This is a genomic window from Pseudomonas sp. IT-P74 (assembly GCF_949768175.1).
In the GTDB taxonomy this organism is placed as follows: domain Bacteria; phylum Pseudomonadota; class Gammaproteobacteria; order Pseudomonadales; family Pseudomonadaceae; genus Aquipseudomonas.
On sequence record NZ_CATKQD010000006.1, the window covers coordinates 11,991 to 31,408 of the forward strand.

General features: G+C 59.7%; 20 protein-coding genes, 4 tRNA genes and 1 pseudogene. 8 read left to right on the forward strand and 17 right to left on the reverse strand.

All coding sequences use genetic code 11. From position 1 onward, the window contains the following. Window positions 1-7: 7 nt before the first annotated feature. Both ACM6J5_RS05620 and ACM6J5_RS05625 read right to left on the reverse strand, forming a co-directional pair. A complete protein-coding gene (locus tag ACM6J5_RS05620; RefSeq protein WP_414927987.1) occupies window positions 8-1,228 on the reverse strand; it encodes a benzoate/H(+) symporter BenE family transporter in 1,221 nt (406 codons plus the stop codon). Between the two features lie 3 nt (window positions 1,229-1,231). After that, a complete protein-coding gene (locus ACM6J5_RS05625) occupies window positions 1,232-2,575 on the reverse strand; it encodes an aromatic acid/H+ symport family MFS transporter (RefSeq protein WP_414927988.1) in 1,344 nt (447 codons plus the stop codon). Window positions 2,576-2,794: 219 nt separating this feature from the next. On the opposite strand from ACM6J5_RS05625, the gene ACM6J5_RS05630 reads away from it, so the two are divergent. The 3 genes from ACM6J5_RS05630 (at window position 2,795) to ACM6J5_RS05640 (ending at window position 5,058) form a co-directional block, all read left to right on the forward strand. Next, window positions 2,795-3,421 carry a DUF1780 domain-containing protein gene (locus ACM6J5_RS05630; protein WP_007970534.1) on the forward strand — a complete coding sequence of 209 codons (627 nt, stop codon included), beginning with the start codon at window positions 2,795-2,797 and terminating at the stop codon, window positions 3,419-3,421. A gap of 104 nt (window positions 3,422-3,525) precedes the next feature. After that, window positions 3,526-3,699 (forward strand): DUF3094 domain-containing protein, encoded by a 174-nt coding sequence (locus tag ACM6J5_RS05635; RefSeq protein WP_007970531.1) that lies wholly within the window; start codon window positions 3,526-3,528, stop codon window positions 3,697-3,699. A gap of 60 nt (window positions 3,700-3,759) precedes the next feature. Beyond that, entirely contained in the window at window positions 3,760-5,058 is a 1,299-nt protein-coding gene (locus ACM6J5_RS05640; protein WP_150672722.1) for an NAD(P)/FAD-dependent oxidoreductase, read from the forward strand. 173 nt (window positions 5,059-5,231) lie between these two features. Here ACM6J5_RS05640 and ACM6J5_RS05645 read toward each other — a convergent pair. The 7 genes from ACM6J5_RS05645 to rluD all read right to left on the reverse strand — a co-directional run bounded on the left by ACM6J5_RS05645 (window position 5,232) and on the right by rluD (window position 10,324). Continuing rightward, window positions 5,232-5,308, reverse strand: a tRNA-Pro gene (locus tag ACM6J5_RS05645). A 93-nt stretch (window positions 5,309-5,401) separates the two neighbouring features. After that, window positions 5,402-5,477, reverse strand: a tRNA-Lys gene (locus ACM6J5_RS05650). A 5-nt stretch (window positions 5,478-5,482) separates the two neighbouring features. Beyond that, window positions 5,483-5,559 (reverse strand) — tRNA-Pro (locus ACM6J5_RS05655). Between the two features lie 9 nt (window positions 5,560-5,568). Continuing rightward, window positions 5,569-5,644: transfer RNA gene (locus ACM6J5_RS05660), tRNA-Asn, on the reverse strand. Window positions 5,645-5,944: 300 nt separating this feature from the next. Next, on the reverse strand, window positions 5,945-8,509 hold the full coding sequence (clpB, locus tag ACM6J5_RS05665; RefSeq protein ID WP_414927989.1) for an ATP-dependent chaperone ClpB: 2,565 nt from the start codon (window positions 8,507-8,509) through the stop codon (window positions 5,945-5,947). 130 nt (window positions 8,510-8,639) lie between these two features. After that, window positions 8,640-9,365: a peptidoglycan editing factor PgeF gene (gene pgeF, locus ACM6J5_RS05670; protein ID WP_414927990.1), complete on the reverse strand. Its 726-nt coding sequence runs from the start codon at window positions 9,363-9,365 to the stop codon at window positions 8,640-8,642. Next, complete coding sequence (rluD, locus tag ACM6J5_RS05675; RefSeq protein ID WP_095946033.1) at window positions 9,362-10,324, reverse strand: 23S rRNA pseudouridine(1911/1915/1917) synthase RluD; 963 nt, start codon at window positions 10,322-10,324, stop codon at window positions 9,362-9,364. The genes pgeF and rluD overlap by 4 nt, the downstream gene beginning before the upstream one ends. A gap of 151 nt (window positions 10,325-10,475) precedes the next feature. Here rluD and ACM6J5_RS05680 point away from each other — a divergent pair, with 151 nt between their 5' ends. The 4 genes and pseudogenes from ACM6J5_RS05680 to ACM6J5_RS05695 all read left to right on the forward strand — a co-directional run bounded on the left by ACM6J5_RS05680 (window position 10,476) and on the right by ACM6J5_RS05695 (window position 13,614). Beyond that, window positions 10,476-11,498 (forward strand): outer membrane protein assembly factor BamD, encoded by a 1,023-nt coding sequence (locus tag ACM6J5_RS05680; protein ID WP_095946032.1) that lies wholly within the window; start codon window positions 10,476-10,478, stop codon window positions 11,496-11,498. Between the two features lie 199 nt (window positions 11,499-11,697). Continuing rightward, on the forward strand, window positions 11,698-11,931 hold the full coding sequence (locus tag ACM6J5_RS05685; protein WP_080925333.1) for a PP0621 family protein: 234 nt from the start codon (window positions 11,698-11,700) through the stop codon (window positions 11,929-11,931). Between the two features lie 31 nt (window positions 11,932-11,962). Then, window positions 11,963-12,280, forward strand: a pseudogene (locus ACM6J5_RS05690) (hypothetical protein); the annotation flags it as partial. Then, window positions 12,277-13,614, forward strand: a complete 1,338-nt coding sequence (locus ACM6J5_RS05695) for a sigma-54-dependent transcriptional regulator (protein WP_095946030.1) — start codon at window positions 12,277-12,279, stop codon at window positions 13,612-13,614. The pseudogene ACM6J5_RS05690 and the gene ACM6J5_RS05695, both read left to right, overlap by 4 nt. 4 nt (window positions 13,615-13,618) lie before the next feature. Here ACM6J5_RS05695 and thiO read toward each other — a convergent pair whose 3' ends face one another. Genes thiO through ACM6J5_RS05730 form a run of 7 tightly spaced genes read right to left on the reverse strand, consistent with a single transcriptional unit; the run spans window position 13,619 to window position 17,705 of the window. After that, the gene (gene thiO / locus ACM6J5_RS05700) at window positions 13,619-14,719 is read right to left on the reverse strand and encodes a glycine oxidase ThiO (RefSeq protein ID WP_414927991.1); all 1,101 of its coding nucleotides are present in this window, start codon (window positions 14,717-14,719) and stop codon (window positions 13,619-13,621) included. 56 nt (window positions 14,720-14,775) lie between these two features. After that, entirely contained in the window at window positions 14,776-15,177 is a 402-nt protein-coding gene (locus tag ACM6J5_RS05705; RefSeq protein WP_150672720.1) for a type IV pilin protein, read from the reverse strand. Between the two features lie 14 nt (window positions 15,178-15,191). Further along, window positions 15,192-15,605, reverse strand: a complete 414-nt coding sequence (locus tag ACM6J5_RS05710) for a hypothetical protein (RefSeq protein ID WP_095946027.1) — start codon at window positions 15,603-15,605, stop codon at window positions 15,192-15,194. Next, window positions 15,592-16,071 carry a PilX N-terminal domain-containing pilus assembly protein gene (locus tag ACM6J5_RS05715; RefSeq protein WP_095946026.1) on the reverse strand — a complete coding sequence of 160 codons (480 nt, stop codon included), beginning with the start codon at window positions 16,069-16,071 and terminating at the stop codon, window positions 15,592-15,594. Before ACM6J5_RS05715 ends, ACM6J5_RS05710 begins: the two co-directional genes overlap by 14 nt. 10 nt (window positions 16,072-16,081) lie before the next feature. Continuing rightward, on the reverse strand, window positions 16,082-16,789 hold the full coding sequence (locus tag ACM6J5_RS05720; protein ID WP_095946025.1) for a PilW family protein: 708 nt from the start codon (window positions 16,787-16,789) through the stop codon (window positions 16,082-16,084). Further along, a complete protein-coding gene (pilV, locus tag ACM6J5_RS05725) occupies window positions 16,786-17,235 on the reverse strand; it encodes a type IV pilus modification protein PilV (protein WP_095946024.1) in 450 nt (149 codons plus the stop codon). The genes ACM6J5_RS05720 and pilV overlap by 4 nt, the downstream gene beginning before the upstream one ends. Then, complete coding sequence (locus tag ACM6J5_RS05730; RefSeq protein ID WP_095946023.1) at window positions 17,232-17,705, reverse strand: GspH/FimT family pseudopilin; 474 nt, start codon at window positions 17,703-17,705, stop codon at window positions 17,232-17,234. Before ACM6J5_RS05730 ends, pilV begins: the two co-directional genes overlap by 4 nt. A 130-nt stretch (window positions 17,706-17,835) precedes the next feature. Here ACM6J5_RS05730 and ACM6J5_RS05735 point away from each other — a divergent pair, with 130 nt between their 5' ends. Then, the gene (locus ACM6J5_RS05735) at window positions 17,836-18,375 is read left to right on the forward strand and encodes a GspH/FimT family pseudopilin (protein ID WP_095946022.1); all 540 of its coding nucleotides are present in this window, start codon (window positions 17,836-17,838) and stop codon (window positions 18,373-18,375) included. Here the strand turns inward: ACM6J5_RS05735 and ispH are convergent. Further along, window positions 18,344-19,291, reverse strand: a complete 948-nt coding sequence (gene ispH, locus ACM6J5_RS05740; protein WP_095946021.1) for a 4-hydroxy-3-methylbut-2-enyl diphosphate reductase — start codon at window positions 19,289-19,291, stop codon at window positions 18,344-18,346. The genes ACM6J5_RS05735 and ispH overlap by 32 nt on opposite strands. Between the last annotated feature and the right edge of the window lie 127 nt (window positions 19,292-19,418).

Consider the following 19,418-nt stretch of genomic DNA (forward strand, 5'->3'; position numbering starts at 1 on the left):
CTTATTGTTATTGATCGACGGGTTGAAGGACTTCAGTTGCAGTGGATTTTCGACGGGGAACGGAACGACGGGCGCTCAACAGCACATGGGTGACCATGCCGAAAATCAGCCCCCAGAACGCCGCGGACAAACCGAACAACGACATGCCCGAAGCCGTGACCAGAAAGGTCACCAGCGCGGCTTCACGATCGCTCGGCACCGCCATCGCGCCCGTTAACGCGCCGGCAATGGCGGCGAACAGGGCCAGCCCGGCCAGCGCCGCGATCAGCTCTTTGGGGAACGCTGAAAACAGCGAGACCAGCGTGGCGCCGAAGATCCCCAGCAGCAGGTAACACAGCCCGCCGACGACCCCGGCCACGTAGCGTTTGCGAGGATCTTCGTGGGCTTCGCGGCCGGTGCAGATCGCTGCGGTGATCGCCGCCAGATTCAGTCCATGGCAACCAAACGGCGCCAGCAATGCCGTGCCCAGCGCGCTGCTGGCGATGATCGGGCTCGCCGGCGTTGGATATCCACTGGCGCGCAGCACCGCCATGCCGGGCACGGACTGACCGGTCAACGCCACCATCACCAGCGGCAAGGCGATGTTCAGGATCGCGCCCAGGCTGAACTCGGGCGTGATCCACACCGGCGTGGCCAGGCCGATCACCAGCGCTTCACGGTGCAAATCACCGGTGAACGCGGCAATCGAACAGCCCACCAGCAGCACCATCATCACTGCATAACGCGGCATCACCCGCTTGCAGATCAGGTACGTGGCAAACATCGCCAGGACCAGCAACGGCTTGCGCTGCATCGACACGAACAACCCGGTGCCGAAACTGAACAGGATGCCCGCCAGCATTGCCGCCGCGATGGCTGCCGGCAGTTTGCTGATGATCCGGTCAAACGCCCCCGAGATCCCGACCACGAAAATAATCAGGCTGCTGACCAGGTAAGCGCCCACCGCCTCTGCCATGGAAATCTCCGGCAACAGCGCCACCAGCAGCGCCGAGCCCGGCGCCGACCAGGCGATGATCACCGGAACTCGGTAGCGCAGGCTCAAACCGATCCCGAGCACGGCGCTGCCAATGGAGATCGCCCAGATCCAGGACGACAACACTTCCCGCGAAAGCTGTGCCGCTTCTGCCGCCTGAAAGATGATCACCAACGGCCCGGCGTAAGAAATCACCGTGGCAATGAATCCAGCCACGGCGGCCGACAATGAGAAGTCCTGGAAAAACGCTTTCATGATTCAGGCACCGGTCGCTGACAACACGGGGTTGACGCCAGCAGCGCTGCGTCGGCTGCTGATGGCGAACACGGTCATGGCCAGGGCCGCTACCGCGCCGGGCAAGGCAAACGCCATGAAGTTCAGTTGCAGGGGCAGGCTGATCCCGAGCAAGGCACCGCCCAGCAGCGGACCGACGATGGCCCCGTTGCGCCCGATGCCCGACGCCCAGCCCAGACCGGTAGAACGAATCGTCATGGAGTAAAACTGCGCGGCGCAGGCGTACAAAAGAATCTGCGAGCCAATGGTGGTGGCACCCGCAATCGCGATCAGCAGGTACAACACCGGCATCGGGCTGTTGAAGCCCAACAGGGTGATCGACACCGCCGCCATGGCGAAAAACACTGCCAGCACTCTCGGCAGATTGAGTTTGTCACCCAACACCCCGCCACCGACCGCACCGAAGATCGCCCCGAAGTTCAACACCAGCAGGAACGACAGGCTCGAACCCAGGCTGTAACCAGCGTTGGCCATCAGTTTCGGCAGCCAGGAACTCAGCGCGTACACCATCAACAGACAGCAGAAAAACGCCAGCCACAACATCAGCGTGCGCAGCGCACGGCCTTCACGGAACAACTGCAACACCGGGGTGCCCGTACCTTTCACTTCGGCCATGTGCAATTGATCGGACGTTTGCGCGACGTAGGCCGGATCGATGCGTTCAAGAATGTTGCGCGCCTCTTCATTACGCCCCTGACGCAACATGAAGCCCACCGATTCAGGCAGGAAATACATGATCAGCGGCAACAGCAGCAATGGCAGGATCGCCACGTAAAACACCGACTGCCAGCCGAAACTCGGGATCAGCACGATGCCCAGCCCAGCAGACAGCATGCCGCCCACCGAGTAACCGCTGAACATGATCGCGACCAGCGTGCTGCGGATTTTTTTCGGTGCGTACTCGTTCATCAGTGCCACGACGTTAGGCATCACGCCGCCAATGCCGAGCCCGGCAATGAAGCGACAGAGGCCGAACTCGGTGGGGTTGCGGGCAAAACCGTTGAGCACGGTGAAGCCGCTGAAGAGCATCACGCAGATCGTGATGGCTTTCTTGCGGCCGATCCTGTCCGACAACGGACCGAAGAACAGCGCGCCGAACATCATGCCGAACAGTGCATAACTGCCCAGTGCACCGGCTTGCAGAGGACTGAGCCCCCACTCTTTCATCAGCATCGGCAAGACCACGCCGTAGATCACCAGATCGTAACCGTCGAAGATGATGATCAGGGCACACCAGAACAGCACCATCCAGTGAAAGCGGTTGAAACGAGCGTTGTCGATAACCTCATGTACGTCGATCTTGCGCATGGCATATATCTCTTGTTGTTGTTTTTTTAGAGCGTCGGTAACACGGCTTACGTCCGTACAGCCGAGGGTAGAGCTGCCCGATACGTGGCAATAGCCAGTGAGCGCAGATCACTATCCGTTTTGTGCAGAGCCCTGGAACGGGCGTGGGAACGGGAGGCGATGGGCCTCGCCGATAAATTGTCTTCTTTGCGAACACATTTGAACGCTAAGCTTGGGCCTATGGATGACTCAGATTATTTACGCCTGCTGACCATCGCGGCCGAGCAAGCCAACGCATTCCTGTCCAATGCCCGCAAATGGGAGCGTGAGCGTTGGGTGTGCCAGCGCCTGCTGCAAGGCTTGAACATTCCCTATCGCGCCGACGAGTTCGCCCCCGCCGGGGAGCCGCCGGATGTGTTGTTTCGCGATGCCAGTTTCGAGGTGTTCTTCGTGCTCGACGAGGGTCGGCGCCTCAACGATGAATGGCGCGATGAACTGCAACGTCGGCGCAGCGCGTTTTCCCTGAGCCAACTGGTACGCCGCGAGGCCAAGCCACGGCGCATCCCCGCCAACGAGTTCTTGCTGCGATTGGCGCCGACTTTGCGCAAAAAAGCGCACAACTACAAAGAACGCGGTATGGATCTGGGTGAGCTGGACATCATTGCCTTCGCCAGCCTCAAACGCGAAGTGCTGGACCTCAACAGCCATTTCCCGCCACCGACCGAATACCTGCGCCAGGGCTGGCGCTCGCTGTCGCTGGTCGGGCCGACCTTCGCCCGTGTACTGTTCGCTCACCCGGATGCTCCGGACTTCTTGCGCAGCAACCTGGGGCGCAGCATTGTTTTTGATGTCGGGATCAGTCTGTGAGACTCGAGCCTTTCTCCGCTCAGCAGCTAAGCTCCGTTCACAGCTGAATAATTTCCCTGTAGCTTCCAGACATTCAGCAACGTCTACTCCTGACGAGGCCCGATATGACCAGCCGCCTGAACCCCGACGACCAAAAGCATGTCGAAGAGTACCTGCAGTTGTCCCAGCATCAAGTCGAGCGCCGGCCTTTTCGGCCGTGGATGCTCCTTGTGCTGGTATTGGCAGTGACCATTGGTCTGGGCCTGCTGAGCCGACTTATCAGTTATCTGACGCTATGAGCTGCCTTGCGCTCGCTTGGGTAACCGTACCGATTTCTTTTAGCCTTGCGAGTTATCCCCATGTCCCATCGTATTGTCATTGTCGGCGGCGGCGCCGGCGGTCTGGAGTTGGCTACCCGTCTGGGTAAGACTCTGGGCAAGCGCGGCACAGCCAGTGTGATGCTGGTCGACGCGAACCTGACCCACATCTGGAAACCGTTGTTGCACGAAGTGGCGGCCGGTTCCCTGAACTCTTCCGAAGACGAACTCAACTATGTCGCCCAGGCCAAATGGAACCACTTCGAGTTCCAGCTGGGACGCATGAGCGGTCTCGATCGTGCGAGCAAGAAAATCCAGCTGGCCGCCACCTATGACGAAGCCGGTCTGGAGCTGGTGCCGGCCCGTGAAGTGCCTTACGACTCGCTGGTGATCTCCGTCGGCAGTACCACCAACGATTTCGGCACCCAGGGCGCGGCGCAACACTGCCTGTTCCTCGACACCCGCAAACAGGCCGAGCGTTTCCACCAGCAATTGCTCAATCACTATTTGCGCGCTCACGCCGGTCAGACCGACACGATCGAGCAAATCAGCGTAGCCATCGTCGGCGCCGGTGCCACCGGGGTCGAACTGGCCGCCGAACTGCACAACGCCGCCCACGAATTGGCAGCCTATGGCCTGGACCGGATCAAACCGGAAAACATGCACATCACCCTGATCGAAGCCGGTCCACGGGTGCTGCCGGCGCTGCCGGAGCGGATTGGCGGGCCTGTGCATAAAACCCTGGAGAAACTCGGGGTCAACGTGATGACCAATGCAGCGGTCAGCGAAGTGACCGCCGACAGCCTGATTACCGCGGACGGTAACGTGATCAACGCCAGCCTGAAAGTCTGGGCCGCAGGGATTCGTGCACCGGGTTTCCTCAAGGACATCGATGGCCTGGAAACCAACCGCATCAATCAGCTGCAAGTGCTGCCGACCCTGCAAACCACCCGCGACGAGAACATCTTCGCGTTCGGTGACTGCGCCGCCTGCCCGCAACCGGGCAGCGACCGCAACGTGCCGCCACGCGCCCAGGCCGCTCACCAACAGGCTTCGTTGCTGGCCAAATCACTGAAACTGCGCATCGAAGGCAAGGCCCTGCCAGAGTACAAGTACACCGACTACGGCTCGCTGATCTCGCTGTCGCGTTTTTCGGCTGTGGGTAACTTGATGGGCAACCTCACCGGCAGCGTGATGCTCGAAGGCTGGCTCGCGCGGATGTTCTACGTGTCGCTGTACCGCATGCACCAGATGGCGCTGTACGGGCCGTTCCGCACGGCGATGCTGATGCTGGGCAGCAAGATCGGACGTGGTACCGAGCCACGGCTCAAGTTGCACTAACACCTGTAGGAGCGAGCTTGCTCGCGAAGAACCTGAGAGCGCCGCGTTAAACCAGAAACGCTGCGTTTTCGTTAACGATCTTCGCGAGCAAGCTCGCTCCTACAATTGATCCGCGGCAAGCAATTAACAGACAAAAAAAATCCCCGTATCTTTCGATACGAGGATTTTTAATATGGTCGGGGTAAGGGGATTCGAACTCCTGACATCCTGCTCCCAAAGCAGGCGCGCTACCGGACTGCGCTATACCCCGGTAAAAAAAGGCACCCTTGAAGGCGCCTTCCTCGATCAGCGCTTTTGGCCTCTGATCTTAAGATTCGATTCCAGCGCTAACTGGTTTCAAAAATGGTGGGTCGTGTGGGATTCGAACCTACGACCAATTGGTTAAAAGCCAACTGCTCTACCAACTGAGCTAACGACCCAAAAATGGTCGGGGTAAGGGGATTCGAACTCCTGACATCCTGCTCCCAAAGCAGGCGCGCTACCGGACTGCGCTATACCCCGGTTTGAAATTGGCTCCGTGACCAGGACTCGAACCTGGGACCCAATGATTAACAGTCATTTGCTCTACCGACTGAGCTATCACGGAACTACACATTTCAATTTACAACTTTGAAGCTTTACTGCGTTCTCTTCAACCCGTTCGCATCGCTGCGTTCGTGTGTCTGAGGCGCGCTATTCTACAATCTTCAGCACCTCTGTCAACCCCCTAAATTGCTTTCAAGTTAATGATTTGCAACTTATTTTGGATTCCTGCTTGGGGAGCGGAAACCCTGGTGGGTGACTGACTGCGGGGCGCACTTTACAAGCCTTTTCCTTTGAGTTCAACAGCCTAACGAAAAAAAGGCCTCGTTATGCGAGGCCTTTTCGATTTTGCCGCGGTTATGGATCAGACGAATACGATTTCGTCGTTCTCCACCACGCCGTGAGCGGTATCGCCCGGCATGAATCGACCGGACAGAATCAACTGCGCCAGCGGGTTCTCGATCCAGCGCTGGATAGCGCGCTTGAGCGGCCGAGCGCCATACACCGGGTCGTAACCGACCGCGATCAGCTTGTCCATCGCCTCAGGGCTGAGCTCAAGCTTCAGCTCGCGCTCGGTCAGGCGGCTGCGCAGACGACCCAACTGGATCTCGGTAATGCCGGCGATCTGATCCCGCGCCAACGGCTCGAAGATCACCACTTCGTCGACCCGATTGATGAACTCCGGCCGGAAGTGGGTGGAAATCGCATCCATCACCGCTGCACGCTGCGCCTCACGATCACCGACCAGTTCCTGGATCTGCACCGACCCCAGGTTGGAGGTCATGACAATCACGGTGTTCTTGAAATCCACCGTGCGGCCATGGCTGTCGGTCAGACGACCATCCTCGAGCACTTGCAGCAAAATGTTGAACACATCCGGGTGCGCCTTCTCGACTTCGTCCATGAGGATCACCGAATACGGCTTGCGACGTACGGCCTCGGTCAGATAACCGCCCTCTTCATAGCCCACGTAGCCTGGTGGCGCACCGATCAAGCGCGCCACGGAATGTTTCTCCATGAACTCGGACATGTCGATCCGCACCATCGCTTCTTCAGTGTCGAAGAGGAACTCGGCCAGCGCCTTGCACAGCTCGGTTTTACCGACACCGGTCGGGCCGAGGAACATGAACGAGCCGCTTGGGCGATTCGGGTCGGACAATCCGGCGCGGGAACGCCGCACTGCGTTGGACACCGCGACCACCGCCTCTTCCTGGCCGATCACACGCTGGTGCAACAGGCTTTCCATCTTCATCAGTTTTTCGCGCTCGCCCTCGAGCATCTTCGACACCGGGATACCGGTCCACTTCGACACGACTTCGGCGATCTCTTCTTCAGTCACCTTGCTGCGCAGCAACTGGTTTTCGGCTTTGCCGTGCTGGTCGACCATTTGCAGGCTGCGCTCCAGGTCCGGGATCACCCCGTACTGCAACTCCGCCATGCGGTTCAGGTCGCCTTTGCGGCGGGCCGCTTCCAGTTCCTGACGGGATTGCTCGATTTTCTGCTGGATCTGCGCCGAACCCTGGACTTCGGCTTTCTCCGAGTTCCAGATTTCTTCGAGATCCGAGTACTCACGCTCATGCCGAGCGATTTCTTCCTGCAATTTCTCCAGACGCTTCTTCGCTGCGTCATCGCTTTCTTTCTTCAGCGCCTGGGATTCCACCTTCAGCTGAATCAGGCGACGCTCCAGACGGTCCAGCACTTCCGGCTTGGAGTCGATCTCCATGCGGATGCGGCTGGCGGCTTCGTCGATCAGGTCGATGGCCTTGTCGGGCAACTGCCGGTCAGTGATGTAACGATGACTGAGCTTGGCCGCGGCAATGATCGCGCCGTCGGTGATCGCCACCTTGTGGTGAACCTCATAACGCTCCTTGAGGCCACGCAGGATGGCGATGGTGTCTTCTTCGCTCGGCTCGTCCACCAGCACTTTCTGGAAGCGTCGCTCGAGGGCGGCGTCCTTCTCGATATATTGGCGGTACTCGTTGAGCGTTGTGGCACCTACACAGTGCAGCTCACCGCGGGCCAGGGCCGGCTTGAGCATGTTGCCCGCATCCATCGAGCCCTCACCTTTACCGGCGCCGACCATGGTGTGCAGTTCGTCGATGAACAGAATGATCTGCCCTTCCTGCTTCGACAGTTCATTGAGCAAGGCCTTGAGCCGTTCTTCGAACTCGCCGCGATACTTGGCACCGGCAATCAGCGCCCCCATGTCCAGGGACAACAGGCGCTTGCCCTTGAGGCCGTCCGGCACTTCGCCATTGATGATGCGCTGGGCCAGGCCTTCGGCGATGGCGGTTTTACCCACGCCAGGCTCACCGATCAGCACCGGATTGTTCTTGGTACGACGTTGCAGCACCTGGATTGTGCGGCGAATTTCGTCGTCTCGGCCGATCACCGGGTCAAGCTTGCCGTCTTCGGCGCGCTTGGTCAGGTCGACGGTGTATTTATCCAGCGCCTGTCGCGCTTCTTCGTGGTTCGGGTCATTGACGGCCTCGCCACCACGCAGGTTGTTGATCGCGTTTTCCAGGGCTTTCTTGCTCACGCCCTGGCCGAGCAACAGCTTGCCGAGCTTGCTGTTCTCGTCCATGGCGGCGAGCAGCACCAGTTCGCTTGAGATGAACTGGTCGCCCTTCTGCTGGGCCAGACGGTCGGCCTGGTTGAGCAGGCGCGCCAGATCCTGCGACATGTTCACGTCGCCGGTCGGGTTCTGGATTTTCGGTAGCTGGTCGAGCTCTTTGGTCAGCTCTTTACGCAGGCTGTTGACGTCGAAGCCCACCTGCATCAGCAGGGGCTTGATCGAGCCACCCTGCTGTTCGAGCAAGGCTTGCATCAAGTGCGCCGGCTCGATGGCCGGATGATCGTGGCCGACAGCCAGGGATTGGGCATCGGACAACGCTAACTGCAATTTGCTGGTTAAACGGTCTATACGCATGGGTCACCTTCCTTTTGAGCAGGCCGGACCTATAAAACATCCTGAATGAAGAAACCTGCCAGATACCGTTATAGATGCGGTCGATTCTGGGAGTTTCAAGCATCAAGACATTGATACAGATCAGAGAAGCTTAGCGGGCGAGCCAGATCAGGGAGGCAAAGCGACCGGTGCGAGGGGCACGGCGGTAAGAAAAGAAACGTGGGTCGGTCACGGTGCAGAAACCGCCACCGTAGACAGCGGTGACGCCGCGAGCGGCCAGGCGCAGACGCGCAAGCTTATAGATGTCGGCCATGAACTTGCCGGGGTTTTGGCTCGGTACAAAGGCTTCTGCCGCTTGCGGCAACTGCTGCACAAAGGTTTCGCGTACTTCCGGGCCGACTTCAAAGGCTTGCGGGCCAATGGCCGGGCCGAGCCAGACCAATACTTCGGCCGGTGGCACCGCCAGACTGTCGAGGGTGGCTTCCAGCACGCCCGCCGCCAACCCGCGCCAACCGGCATGGGCTGCAGCAACGCGGGTGCCGGCACGGTCGCAAAACAGCGCAGGCAGACAATCGGCGGTCATCGCCGCGCAGGCGACGCCCGGCGTTGATGTCCAACTGGCATCAGCTGTATCCACCCGGCCAGGATCGGCATGGGCCACGACAATGCCGTGGACCTGCTGCAGCCAGGCCGGTTGAATGGAGAAATGATCGGTAAGACGCCGGCGATTCTCGGCAACAGCTTCAGGGCTGTCGTCGACGTGATCGCCGAGGTTGAGGCTATCGAACGGCGCCAGACTGACGCCGCCCGCACGGGTGGTGACGCAGGCTTTGACCCCGGCCGGCGCGGGCCAGTCAGGATTCAGCCAGTCACTCATCCGATGAACGCCTCACGGTCTTGCTTGAGCAGGGTCAGCAACCAGACGAAATCTTCCGGCAACGGCGATTCCCAGCTCATGCGCTGACCGGTGGTCGGATGATCCAGTTCCAGGAAACGCGCATGCAGCGCCTGACGCGGGAAGTTTTTCAGCGACTCGACCATGGTCGGGTTGGCGGCCGGCGGAATACGGAAACGACCGCCGTAGGCAGGATCTCCGACCAACGGGTAGTTGATGTGCGCCATATGCACGCGAATCTGGTGCGTACGACCGGTTTCCAGCTTCACCCGCACGTGAGTGTGGGAGCGGAAGCGCTCGAGCACGCGGTAATGGCTGACGGCTTGCTTGCCACCTTCCATCACGGCCATGCGCTGGCGTTGCTGGCCGTGACGACCGATCGGCGCGTTGATCTTGCCACCGGCTGTCACCACACCGATCACGATGCACTCGTAGATCCGGCTGACGCTGCGGCTCTGCAACTGTGTAACCAGCTGCGTCTGCGCTTGAATGGTCTTGGCCACCACCATCAGACCGGTGGTGTCCTTGTCCAGGCGATGCACGATACCGGCGCGGGGCACATTGATGATGTCCGGCACGTGGTGCAGCAAGGCGTTGAGCAAGGTGCCGTCGGCATGACCGGCAGCCGGGTGCACCACCAGGCCCGCAGGCTTGTTGATCACCAGGATATCGTCGTCTTCGTAGACGATATCCAGGGCAATGTCTTGAGCGACCCATTCGCCCTGAGCTTCCTGCTCGGCAGTCAACTCAAGGATGGCGCCGCCGTGGACGATGTCTCGCGGGCGGATAATCGCCCCATCCACAGTCAGGCGGCCGTCTTTGATCCAGGCGGAAAGGCGCGAGCGCGAGTGCTCAGCGAATAATTGTGCGGCGACTTGATCGAGGCGTTGGCCGCCCAATTCGGACGGCACCTCTGCGCGAAGTTCAATTTTATCGGACATGCTCAGACTAGGCGTCGGCACAGCCTTTGGTTTCGGCTGCGCGCTTGTGGTTAAATACGGCGTCTTTTGCCCCGAGGCTATTCAACGGGGCGCTCATCATAACAGGACGGCCACGCCCAAGACAGCGGCCGTCATAGGGACGCAAGCCGCCATGCAAGTGAAACACCTGCTGCTGATCGCCATCCTCGCATTGACCGCTGCTTGCTCATCGAAGGAAGTCGTAGACGAAAACCTCAGTGAAGTCGAGCTGTACCAACAGGCTCAAAATGACCTGGACAACAGTAGCTACACCAGCGCCATCGCCAAGCTGAAGGCTCTGGAATCGCGTTATCCGTTCGGCCGCTATGCCGACCAGGCGCAACTCGAGCTCATCTACGCCAACTACAAGAACACCGAGCCAGAAGCGGCCAAGTCCGCTGCGGAACGCTTCATTCGCTTGCACCCACAGCATCCGAACGTCGATTATGCCTACTACCTCAAGGGCCTGACTTCTTTCGACCAGGACGTCGGCCTGCTGGCGCGTTTCCTACCGCTGGACATGACCAAGCGTGACCCGGGCGCCGCCCGCGACTCCTATAACGAGTTCGCCCAACTGACCAGCCGCTTCCCGAACAGCCGCTACGCGCCGGACGCCAAGCAGCGCATGATCTATCTGCGCAACCTGCTGGCCGCCTACGAAATTCACGTGGCCGACTACTACCTGACCCGTCAGGCCTATGTTGCCGCCGCGAACCGCGGTCGTTACGTGGTGGAAAACTTCCAGGAAACCCCTTCGGTCGGCGATGGCCTGGCGGTGATGACCGAGGCCTACCAGCGCCTGCACCTGGACGAACTGGCTGCCACCAGCCTGGAAACCCTGAAGCTCAACTACCCGAACCACCCGACGCTGGTAGACGGTCAGTTCGTACCGACCGTGGCCGAAGCTGACAACCGTTCGTGGCTGAGCAAGGTGACCCTGGGCTTTATCGAGTCCCGTCCGCCACTGCCACCGGGCGAAACCCGCGCCAACCAGGACGTGCAGAAGCAATTCCAGGACGCCAAGGACGCGATCCCGAGCGAGCTCAAGCCTAAAGACGACAATGGCGACGCGGTCGAAGAAGAAAATCACGAAGCGCAAGGCAACAACAGCGACCGTTCGTGGTTCAGCTACATGACTTTCGGCGTGTTCGACTGACACCCCGGGTTGTGCAAAAGGGAGACTTCTAGGAGCGAGCTTGCTCGCGATGGACGTTAACGTTAACGCGCTTTGTCTGAATAAACGCGTCGTCCTTGAGACCATCGCGAGCAAGCTCGCTCCTACATAAGCTATTGGGCTGTGCGCCGGCCATGTCCTTGGCTAAACTGCCGGATCATCAGTCGAAAAGCAGCTCACCATGCTTCGTTTATTGTTCTGGATTGCCCTGATTGCCGCTGCAGTGTGGTTCTGGCGCAAGTTCAAGGGTCAGGCCTCCCCCCCCAGATCCCCTGCCGAGCGGGAAGCCGCGCCCATGGTCCGTTGCGCCCATTGCGGCGTTCACCTGCCGCGTGACCGCGCGCTGAGCCTCGACCAGCAATGGTATTGCAGCCAGGCTCATCTCGAGCAAGGCAAGGGCTCCAGTGGCCACTGACACCTCAGCAGAAATGGCAGCCGTTTAGGGACTATCGCGCGCGCCCAAGGAACTGAAAGCTGTTGATCGACGTCTGACGCAGATTATTCAAGACCTCTCTCTGCGAATGAACCGGGTAATCGAAAACGTATTGCATCTGCAACGCCGCGAGCTAATGCCGCCATTACGGCTCGACCTGAAATCACTGGAAATACTCGATAATGAAGCCCCAGCCCCCCATATCATGGGCCTGGGGCTTTATCTGTCCGGCCAGCCGGGCGAAAGCATTCCGTCCCGCCTAGACTTCAAGGCACGCCAGGAAAGCGGCTGCTTTTGCATGACCTATGCACACGGACGGGACCCACGTTGAACACGAGACCACGACAAAAAGTCCTGATCGTCGATGACGAACCGGACATTCGAGAACTCCTGGAAATCACCCTGGGAAGGATGAAGCTGGAGACGTTCAATGCCCGCAACGTCGGCGAAGCGCAATCCCTGCTCAAACGCGAAACCTTCGATCTATGCCTGACCGACATGCAATTGTCGGACGGTACCGGCCTTGAGCTGGTCCAGCACATCCAGCAGCGCCACCCTCAGGTCCAGGTGGCGATGATCACTGCCTATGACAGCCTCGAAAACGCGATCAATGTGCTCAAGGCCGGGGCATTCGACTTCCTGACCAAACCGGTGGACCTTACGCGCTTGCGTGAACTGGTCACCAGCGCCCTGCTGGTTCCTGCCCGCGGGGTCGGCATCAATCGACGCTTGCTGGGCGACTCATTGCCCATGCGCAACCTGCGCAAGCACATCACCAAGCTGGCCAGCAGCCATGCGACGGTATACATCAGCGGAGAGTCCGGCAGCGGCAAGGAGTTGGTCGCGCGCCTGATCCATGATCAAAGCCCCCGCGCCAATCAGCCGTTCATCGCGATCAACTGCGCGGCGATTCCCTCGGAGCTGCTGGAGAGTGAGTTTTTCGGCCATCGCAAAGGCAGTTTCAGCGGTGCCATCGAAGACAAACCCGGCCTGTTCCAGGCAGCTCACGGCGGCACCCTGCTCCTCGACGAAGTGGCCGACCTGCCGCTGGCCATGCAGGTCAAACTGCTGCGCGCGATTCAGGAGAAATCCGTACGCTGCGTCGGCGGGCAGCAGGAAGTGGCGGTGGATGTGCGTATTCTCTGCGCCACACACAAGGACCTTGGCGCCGAAGTCGCCGCCGGACGATTTCGTCACGACCTTTACTACCGTTTGAACGTGATCGAACTCCGGGTGCCGCCCTTGCGCGAGCGTCGCGACGATATCGAAATGCTTGCCAGCCACATACTCAAGCGCCTGGCCGCCGATAGCGGTCAGCCTGCCGCAAGTCTCCACTCCCAAGCCCTTGAGGCGCTCAAAAGCTATCGCTTCCCGGGCAATGTGCGGGAACTGGAAAACACGCTCGAACGGGCGCACACCTTGTGTGAGAACAATCAGATCGAAGCCGGCGACCTGCGCCTGGCTGAAAGCAACCGTGGGGCTGAGGGGGGCGTGCCGGACCTGACCCGGATCGACAATCTGGAAGCCTATCTGGAAAACATCGAACGCCAACTGCTGCTCCAGGCCTTGGAGGAAACCCGCTGGAACCGTACGGCGGCGGCTCAGCGGTTGAACCTGTCATTCAGGTCGATGCGTTACCGGCTCAAGAAGCTGGGACTGGATTGAGGCTTTAAAGTCTTCCGGCAGGCGCATAAGGCGCCGGATCGATAATCGGCGCCCGGCCCAGCATCACATCGGCAAACAGCTGGCATGACGCCGGCGCCAGCACCAGCCCGTTTCGGTAATGCCCGCAGTTGAGCCAGAGCCCGTCAACCCCTGGCACCGGGCCGATGTAAGGAATGCCCTCGGGTGATCCCGGGCGCAATCCGGCCCAATGCCCCACTACTTCGGCATCGGCCAGCGCCGGGATCAACTCCACCGCGGACGCCTTCAGGCTTTCCAGTGCCGACCCGGTCGGCGTCTTGTCATAGCCCTCATGCTCCAGCGTACTGCCGATCAATATGTGCCCGTCGCGCCGGGGAATCGCATAACGGCCCTTGGCCAGGACCATGCTCGGCAGGAAATCCGCCGCACACTTGTAGAGAATCATCTGCCCTTTCACCGGCTCGACCGGCAGCGTCAGATCAAGAAGCTTGAGCAAATCACCGCTCCAGGCCCCCGCCGTCAGGACAACTTGATCACCCGAGACAATACCTGTGGAGGTCTGTACGCCGACCACTTTGGTGCCGTCACAAACAAACCCGCTGACTTCGCACTGCTCATGGATCGTCACGTTCGGCAGCGCCAGCAACGCGGCCTTGAGTGACTTCACCAGTCGAGGATTGCGCACGTTGGCAACGTCAGCCATGTAGATCGCCCGGGAAAAACCACTGCCCAGCACCGGCACGGCATCGTGTGCCGCCGAAATATCCACCGCGCTGAGCGGGCGATTTTCCCGGGCGGCCCATGCCAGGGCTTCAGCCTCGTCATCCAGGTCCAGCCAGTACAGACCGGTGGTGTGCACTTGCGGATCAACACCAGTGGCGGCAAACAAGCGCTCGCCCAGCTGTGGATAAAAATCCTGGGACCAGTGAGCCAACGCGGTGACCGCCGGGCTGTAGCGCCACGGGTAAAGCGGCGAAACGATGCCGCCACCGGCCCAGGACGACTCCTGGCCGACGCTCGAGCGATCCAGCAGCACAACGCTTTGCACTTCGGAGGCGAGATTGAAGGCCGTCAGCAATCCAATCACCCCACCGCCGACAATCACCACTTGCTGTTGCCTGGTCATGTTCTGATCCCATCGTTAAATAGACAGAGGGTACAAAAGGCACCCGAAAAAGAAACTCAGCGCCCCCAGCAGTCTTTGCTGGTCAGGCCGGATTTCGCGTTGACCATACCGAGCACACCGGTATTGGTGATAGTCAGATCACCGCACTTGTCAGTGGCCATGCTCGAGTCAGCCCTGCGCACCGCCGTCAGCAGAAAGGCCTGGTCGGTCAGGGTCGGCGTGATGCTGTAGTAATCATTGCCGGCACTGAGGCCCGTCGCATCGGTGTAGGCATTTTTCTGCGAGTAGAAGCGCTCCAGTAGTTGCGCCTGCTCCGAGAGCAGACCGGCTACTTCTGCGCGACGGCCCTTGTTCAGGTATTCGGTGAGACTCGGGGCAGCAATGGTCATGACAATACCGATGATCGCAATCACGATCATGATTTCGATCAGGGTAAAACCGCGGTTGGAACTACGCATGCATCAATTCTCAGTCACTGTATTTGTCGCCACATGATGCGACGGCTACCGCCGGATTTTTCCATCCCCGCAGTACCGTCGCCAGTGGAATCGTTCACGGCCCCGCCATTGTCGCTGGCGTCCTGGGTCGAATGCTCACCGATAAAGATCACGCCATCGGATAGCGTGTCGCTGTTGTCGACCACTCCATCGGCGTTGCTGTCGAGCATCTTAACGCTGATCGCCTCGGGCAGCTTCAGGCAGACGGCCTTCAACCCCAGATTGCCGTGATAAAAACCGTACCAGTTGCCATTGGCCAGACAGGTTGGCCGGTTCAGCGCTGGCGCATCCGCTGATGTGGCAGCGTGCGCCGACACCGACAGGCCAAGCGCGACGACGACACCGAACAGTTGTGACCATAACCTGACAGCTCGCTCAGTACTTCGCATAGATGCTCTCCACAACACTGCGCGAATGCCCCGCGATGCCGACTGCCGTAACCCGATATAACGTCGCTGGGGTATTGATTGGCACATTCACCGCATTTTGGCTGACACCGATGTTTTGCACGCCATAAAAGCCCTTGCCCGATGCAATCCAGGTCACACCGGAAGAGGCGTTGAAACCGGCAGCGGTAATAGTCGAAGACTCGGACGGTGGCGCACATTGAACGATGGCGCTGCAAACAGGTAGCGCATAACTGTCCCGCTGCACTGTACCCTCACCCACCCGCAATGCGGCTTCGGCACTCTGGAACGACTGGTTGCGCAGGGCAACGCTACCGGCCATTTTTTCCTGCAGGGTCGCGCTCTGCATCGATGAAAGACCAATCAACGTGAGTAAGAGCAAGAACACCAGACTGACCAGCAGCGCCATGCCGCGTTGGGCGTCATACGTCTTGGGAGCACGGTTCATTGGCGCTCCCTCATGGCAGGCGGTTGCGCAGAGCGGCAACCACGTTGAAGGTTTGATCGGCCACCCGGTGGTGCGGATCGAAGAGAGTCAGGCTCAGGCGAACGCTTCGAATCAGCGCGGGGTCCGGCGGGTTGCTGCTGTAGCGCGAAGCAGCCAGATCAGTGGCGGTGCTGGCCAGGCCGAAGCTCACGTCGAAAGCGCTGACGTTGTCCACCAGTACCTGGTCTGGTGCGGCCCCGCCTTTCATCAGCAGTTGGTTGTTGCTGAAGCTGTAAATCAGCCGCCGGACCGGAAAGGCCAGTTGCCCTGCCACTGGCATCCGCCCTTCACTGTAGGCCGTCGAATGGGTTCGACAATCGGACAGCACAGTCCAGTCCGGCTGGCCGCCATTACCACCGACATCCGTCGTAACCAGCGTCAACTTGCGGCCACCGTTGTCCCAGCGGATCGGTACTAGCTGACTGGCATGAAAATCACCTTTCTTACTTGAATCGGTGATCTTTTCCAGACAACCGAACATCCCGACCATGCGAACTTCCTGAATCATTTTGCTCAACACGAAACGTGCGTCCTCCTGCATGTTCGCGGCGGCATTCTGGCTGAGATAGGTGTTCTTGGCCGCGATGAAAACCTGCACCACGCCCAGCACCACGATCAGGCTCAATGACAGGGCGATCAGCAATTCGACCAGGCTAAAACCTCTACTTAGGCGGCTCACGGGATCACCGTCGGATCAATGGCCGCGCGACTGTTCAGGACGAAGCTGCGTCGCGAGTCGGCAGTATTCGTAGCCCGTGAGTCATCCCAGGTAATCGTGATGGTGTACACCTTCTGGTTGACGGCAACACTGCCCGTCGCGGAGGCACCGAGGGAACTGACAATGTTGGCGTTAAAGTCAAACAGGTCCTGATCCCGGGTAACGTCCGGATTGCCCGAAGCCGGCGGCGCAACGGTGTAGTCCGCAGCAGCGTTGGCGCGAATGCGGTCCATCAGGTCGTAGGCGATAAAACTGGCCTGACTGGTCATGCGCGCGCTGTCCGTGTACTTCAGCGCATTGAGCTGAAACGCCGCCGCCCCCAACAGGCCCACGCCCAGAATGACTAACGCCACCAGGACTTCGACCAGCGTCATGCCATTCTGCTTGCCTTGCCTCCCTGCCCTCATCCGCAATTTCCACCCAATTGAATTCGTCCGTTCAAACACACAGTCAGCGTCCTGCTTTGTGCGCCCCGCTCATAGCTGATCACCACCTCTGAGGACGGTGATGACAATCCGCCCATACTGTTGAAATCGATGGCGGTGACGCCAGAGGTTAGCGCCAGAGTTGCGCCGCTGCTCATCGCCGGAACAACCCGTAATACATTGGCCAAAGCGCCAGTACCGCCGTAAATCGCCAGTTCCCCACTCCAGACATCCCCACCGGCCGTCGGGCGCACCCGTGTGGTATTGCCCCGATCGATGGCTTCGAGTCGGGCAAAATTCAGGGTTCGTCGCAGGTCAGCGATCTCAGTATCAGCCCTGGTTGTTTGCGTCGAGCGGGTAAACGCCGGGACACCCAGAGTCAGCAGCATCAGAAGGATCGCGATCGCGACCAGCAACTCGATCAGCGTGAAACCTTTTGTAGGATGATCCATCGGGGCCTTCTGATTCCTTCGGCTATACCTGCTCTTGCGCGGCACCACATTCGAGCGATGCGGTGCGTTTGCGTTGCCATTTCTCGCGCAGGGATTGCGCGAGCCACAGCACGCCACGGAGGGAAATGTCATGCGGCAACAAGGCTTCAGCCTGATCGAACTGCTCATGGGACTGGCAATTACCGCAATTGTTCTGCATTTGGTCAGTCCGGCGTTCGAAACGCTGGTCGAGTCGAACCAAAGACAACAAGCGGCAGAGGCTCTTTCCAGCAGTATTCGCACTGCCCGCAGCGAAGCCATCGTCCGCAACCAGGCCGTGGTGATTCACGGCATCAATGGCGATTGGAGCCAAGGCTGGAGGATCATTCTGGATATCAGCGGCAAGGGGGAGATGGACAGCGACAATCCACTGCTGGCCGAACGCCAGAGCAGAGCACGCCTGTCGATTGTGGGGAACAGTACGGTCGAAAACTCAATACGCTTCAGAGGTCAGGGCGAGTCACTGTTTGGAGGGACGTTACACGTTTGCGCTGTTCGCGAACCAGTCAGCCAACATCAAGTGGTGTTGGCCCGGACCGGTCGCGTCAGCCTGCGTAGCGACAAGGCTGAGCATCCGTTATGCAAAAAAAGGAGACAACTCAGGTCAACGAGCGAACGCGCAGTTCTTTAGGCATCGAGAACGTAATGTTCTCCTCGCGACCGGCCAGCTCATCGGCACCGGTGGCACCCCAGGCCTGCAACTGCTGGATCACACCGCGCACCAGGACTTCCGGGGCGGATGCACCCGCGGTGATGCCGATACGCTCAACGCCGTCGAACCAGCTCTTTTGCAGGTCTTCAGCACCGTCGATCAGGTAGGCAGGAGTGGACATGCGTTCTGCCAATTCGCGCAAGCGATTGGAGTTGGAGCTGTTCGGGCTGCCGACCACAAGCACCACGTCGCACTCGTCGGCCAGTTGCTTGACCGCGTCCTGACGGTTTTGCGTGGCGTAGCAAATATCGTCCTTGCGCGGTCCACCGATGGCCGGGAAGCGCGAACGCAGGGCATCGATAACGCGGCTGGTATCGTCCATCGACAGTGTGGTCTGGGTCACGAAGGCGAGCTTTTCAGGGTTGTTCACCTGCAGTGCGGCGACATCCTTCTCGTCTTCGACCAGATAGATCGCGCCGCCATTACCAGCATCGTACTGGCCCATGGTGCCTTCGACTTCCGGGTGACCGGCGTGGCCGATGAGAATGCACTCTCGGCCGTCACGGCTGTAGCGCGCCACTTCGATGTGGACCTTGGTCACCAGCGGGCACGTAGCGTCGAACACTTTCAGCCCACGGCCAGCCGCTTCGCTGCGCACGGCCTGGGAAACGCCGTGGGCACTGAAGATCACGATGACGTCGTCCGGCACCTGATCCAGCTCTTCGACGAAGATCGCACCACGGGAGCGCAAGTCTTCGACGACAAATTTGTTGTGAACCACTTCGTGGCGCACATAGATCGGCGGCCCGAAGACTTCCAGGGCGCGGTTGACGATTTCGATCGCCCGGTCCACGCCGGCGCAGAAGCCACGGGGGTTGGCGAGTTTGATTTGCATGCTGAGCCTCGTGTCTTGCGCGCGAAAACAATGAAAAACACTGTAGGAGCGAGCCTGCTCGCGATAGCAGAGTGTCAGCCGCCATCAATGTTGATGACAGGCCCTCATCGCGAGCAGGCTCGCTCCC

Coding starts and splice junctions, on each gene's coding strand:
- ACM6J5_RS05620 (WP_414927987.1), bottom strand. CDS start 1,228: ATGAAAGCGTTTTTCCAGGACTTCTCATTGTCGGCCGCCGTGGCTGGA.
- ACM6J5_RS05625 (WP_414927988.1), bottom strand. CDS start 2,575: ATGCGCAAGATCGACGTACATGAGGTTATCGACAACGCTCGTTTCAAC.
- ACM6J5_RS05630 (WP_007970534.1), top strand. CDS start 2,795: ATGGATGACTCAGATTATTTACGCCTGCTGACCATCGCGGCCGAGCAA.
- ACM6J5_RS05635 (WP_007970531.1), top strand. CDS start 3,526: ATGACCAGCCGCCTGAACCCCGACGACCAAAAGCATGTCGAAGAGTAC.
- ACM6J5_RS05640 (WP_150672722.1), top strand. CDS start 3,760: ATGTCCCATCGTATTGTCATTGTCGGCGGCGGCGCCGGCGGTCTGGAG.
- clpB (WP_414927989.1), bottom strand. CDS start 8,509: ATGCGTATAGACCGTTTAACCAGCAAATTGCAGTTAGCGTTGTCCGAT.
- pgeF (WP_414927990.1), bottom strand. CDS start 9,365: ATGAGTGACTGGCTGAATCCTGACTGGCCCGCGCCGGCCGGGGTCAAA.
- rluD (WP_095946033.1), bottom strand. CDS start 10,324: ATGTCCGATAAAATTGAACTTCGCGCAGAGGTGCCGTCCGAATTGGGC.
- ACM6J5_RS05680 (WP_095946032.1), top strand. CDS start 10,476: ATGCAAGTGAAACACCTGCTGCTGATCGCCATCCTCGCATTGACCGCT.
- ACM6J5_RS05685 (WP_080925333.1), top strand. CDS start 11,698: ATGCTTCGTTTATTGTTCTGGATTGCCCTGATTGCCGCTGCAGTGTGG.
- thiO (WP_414927991.1), bottom strand. CDS start 14,719: ATGACCAGGCAACAGCAAGTGGTGATTGTCGGCGGTGGGGTGATTGGA.
- ACM6J5_RS05705 (WP_150672720.1), bottom strand. CDS start 15,177: ATGCGTAGTTCCAACCGCGGTTTTACCCTGATCGAAATCATGATCGTG.
- ACM6J5_RS05710 (WP_095946027.1), bottom strand. CDS start 15,605: ATGCGAAGTACTGAGCGAGCTGTCAGGTTATGGTCACAACTGTTCGGT.
- ACM6J5_RS05715 (WP_095946026.1), bottom strand. CDS start 16,071: ATGAACCGTGCTCCCAAGACGTATGACGCCCAACGCGGCATGGCGCTG.
- pilV (WP_095946024.1), bottom strand. CDS start 17,235: ATGAGGGCAGGGAGGCAAGGCAAGCAGAATGGCATGACGCTGGTCGAA.
- ACM6J5_RS05730 (WP_095946023.1), bottom strand. CDS start 17,705: ATGGATCATCCTACAAAAGGTTTCACGCTGATCGAGTTGCTGGTCGCG.
- ACM6J5_RS05735 (WP_095946022.1), top strand. CDS start 17,836: ATGCGGCAACAAGGCTTCAGCCTGATCGAACTGCTCATGGGACTGGCA.
- ispH (WP_095946021.1), bottom strand. CDS start 19,291: ATGCAAATCAAACTCGCCAACCCCCGTGGCTTCTGCGCCGGCGTGGAC.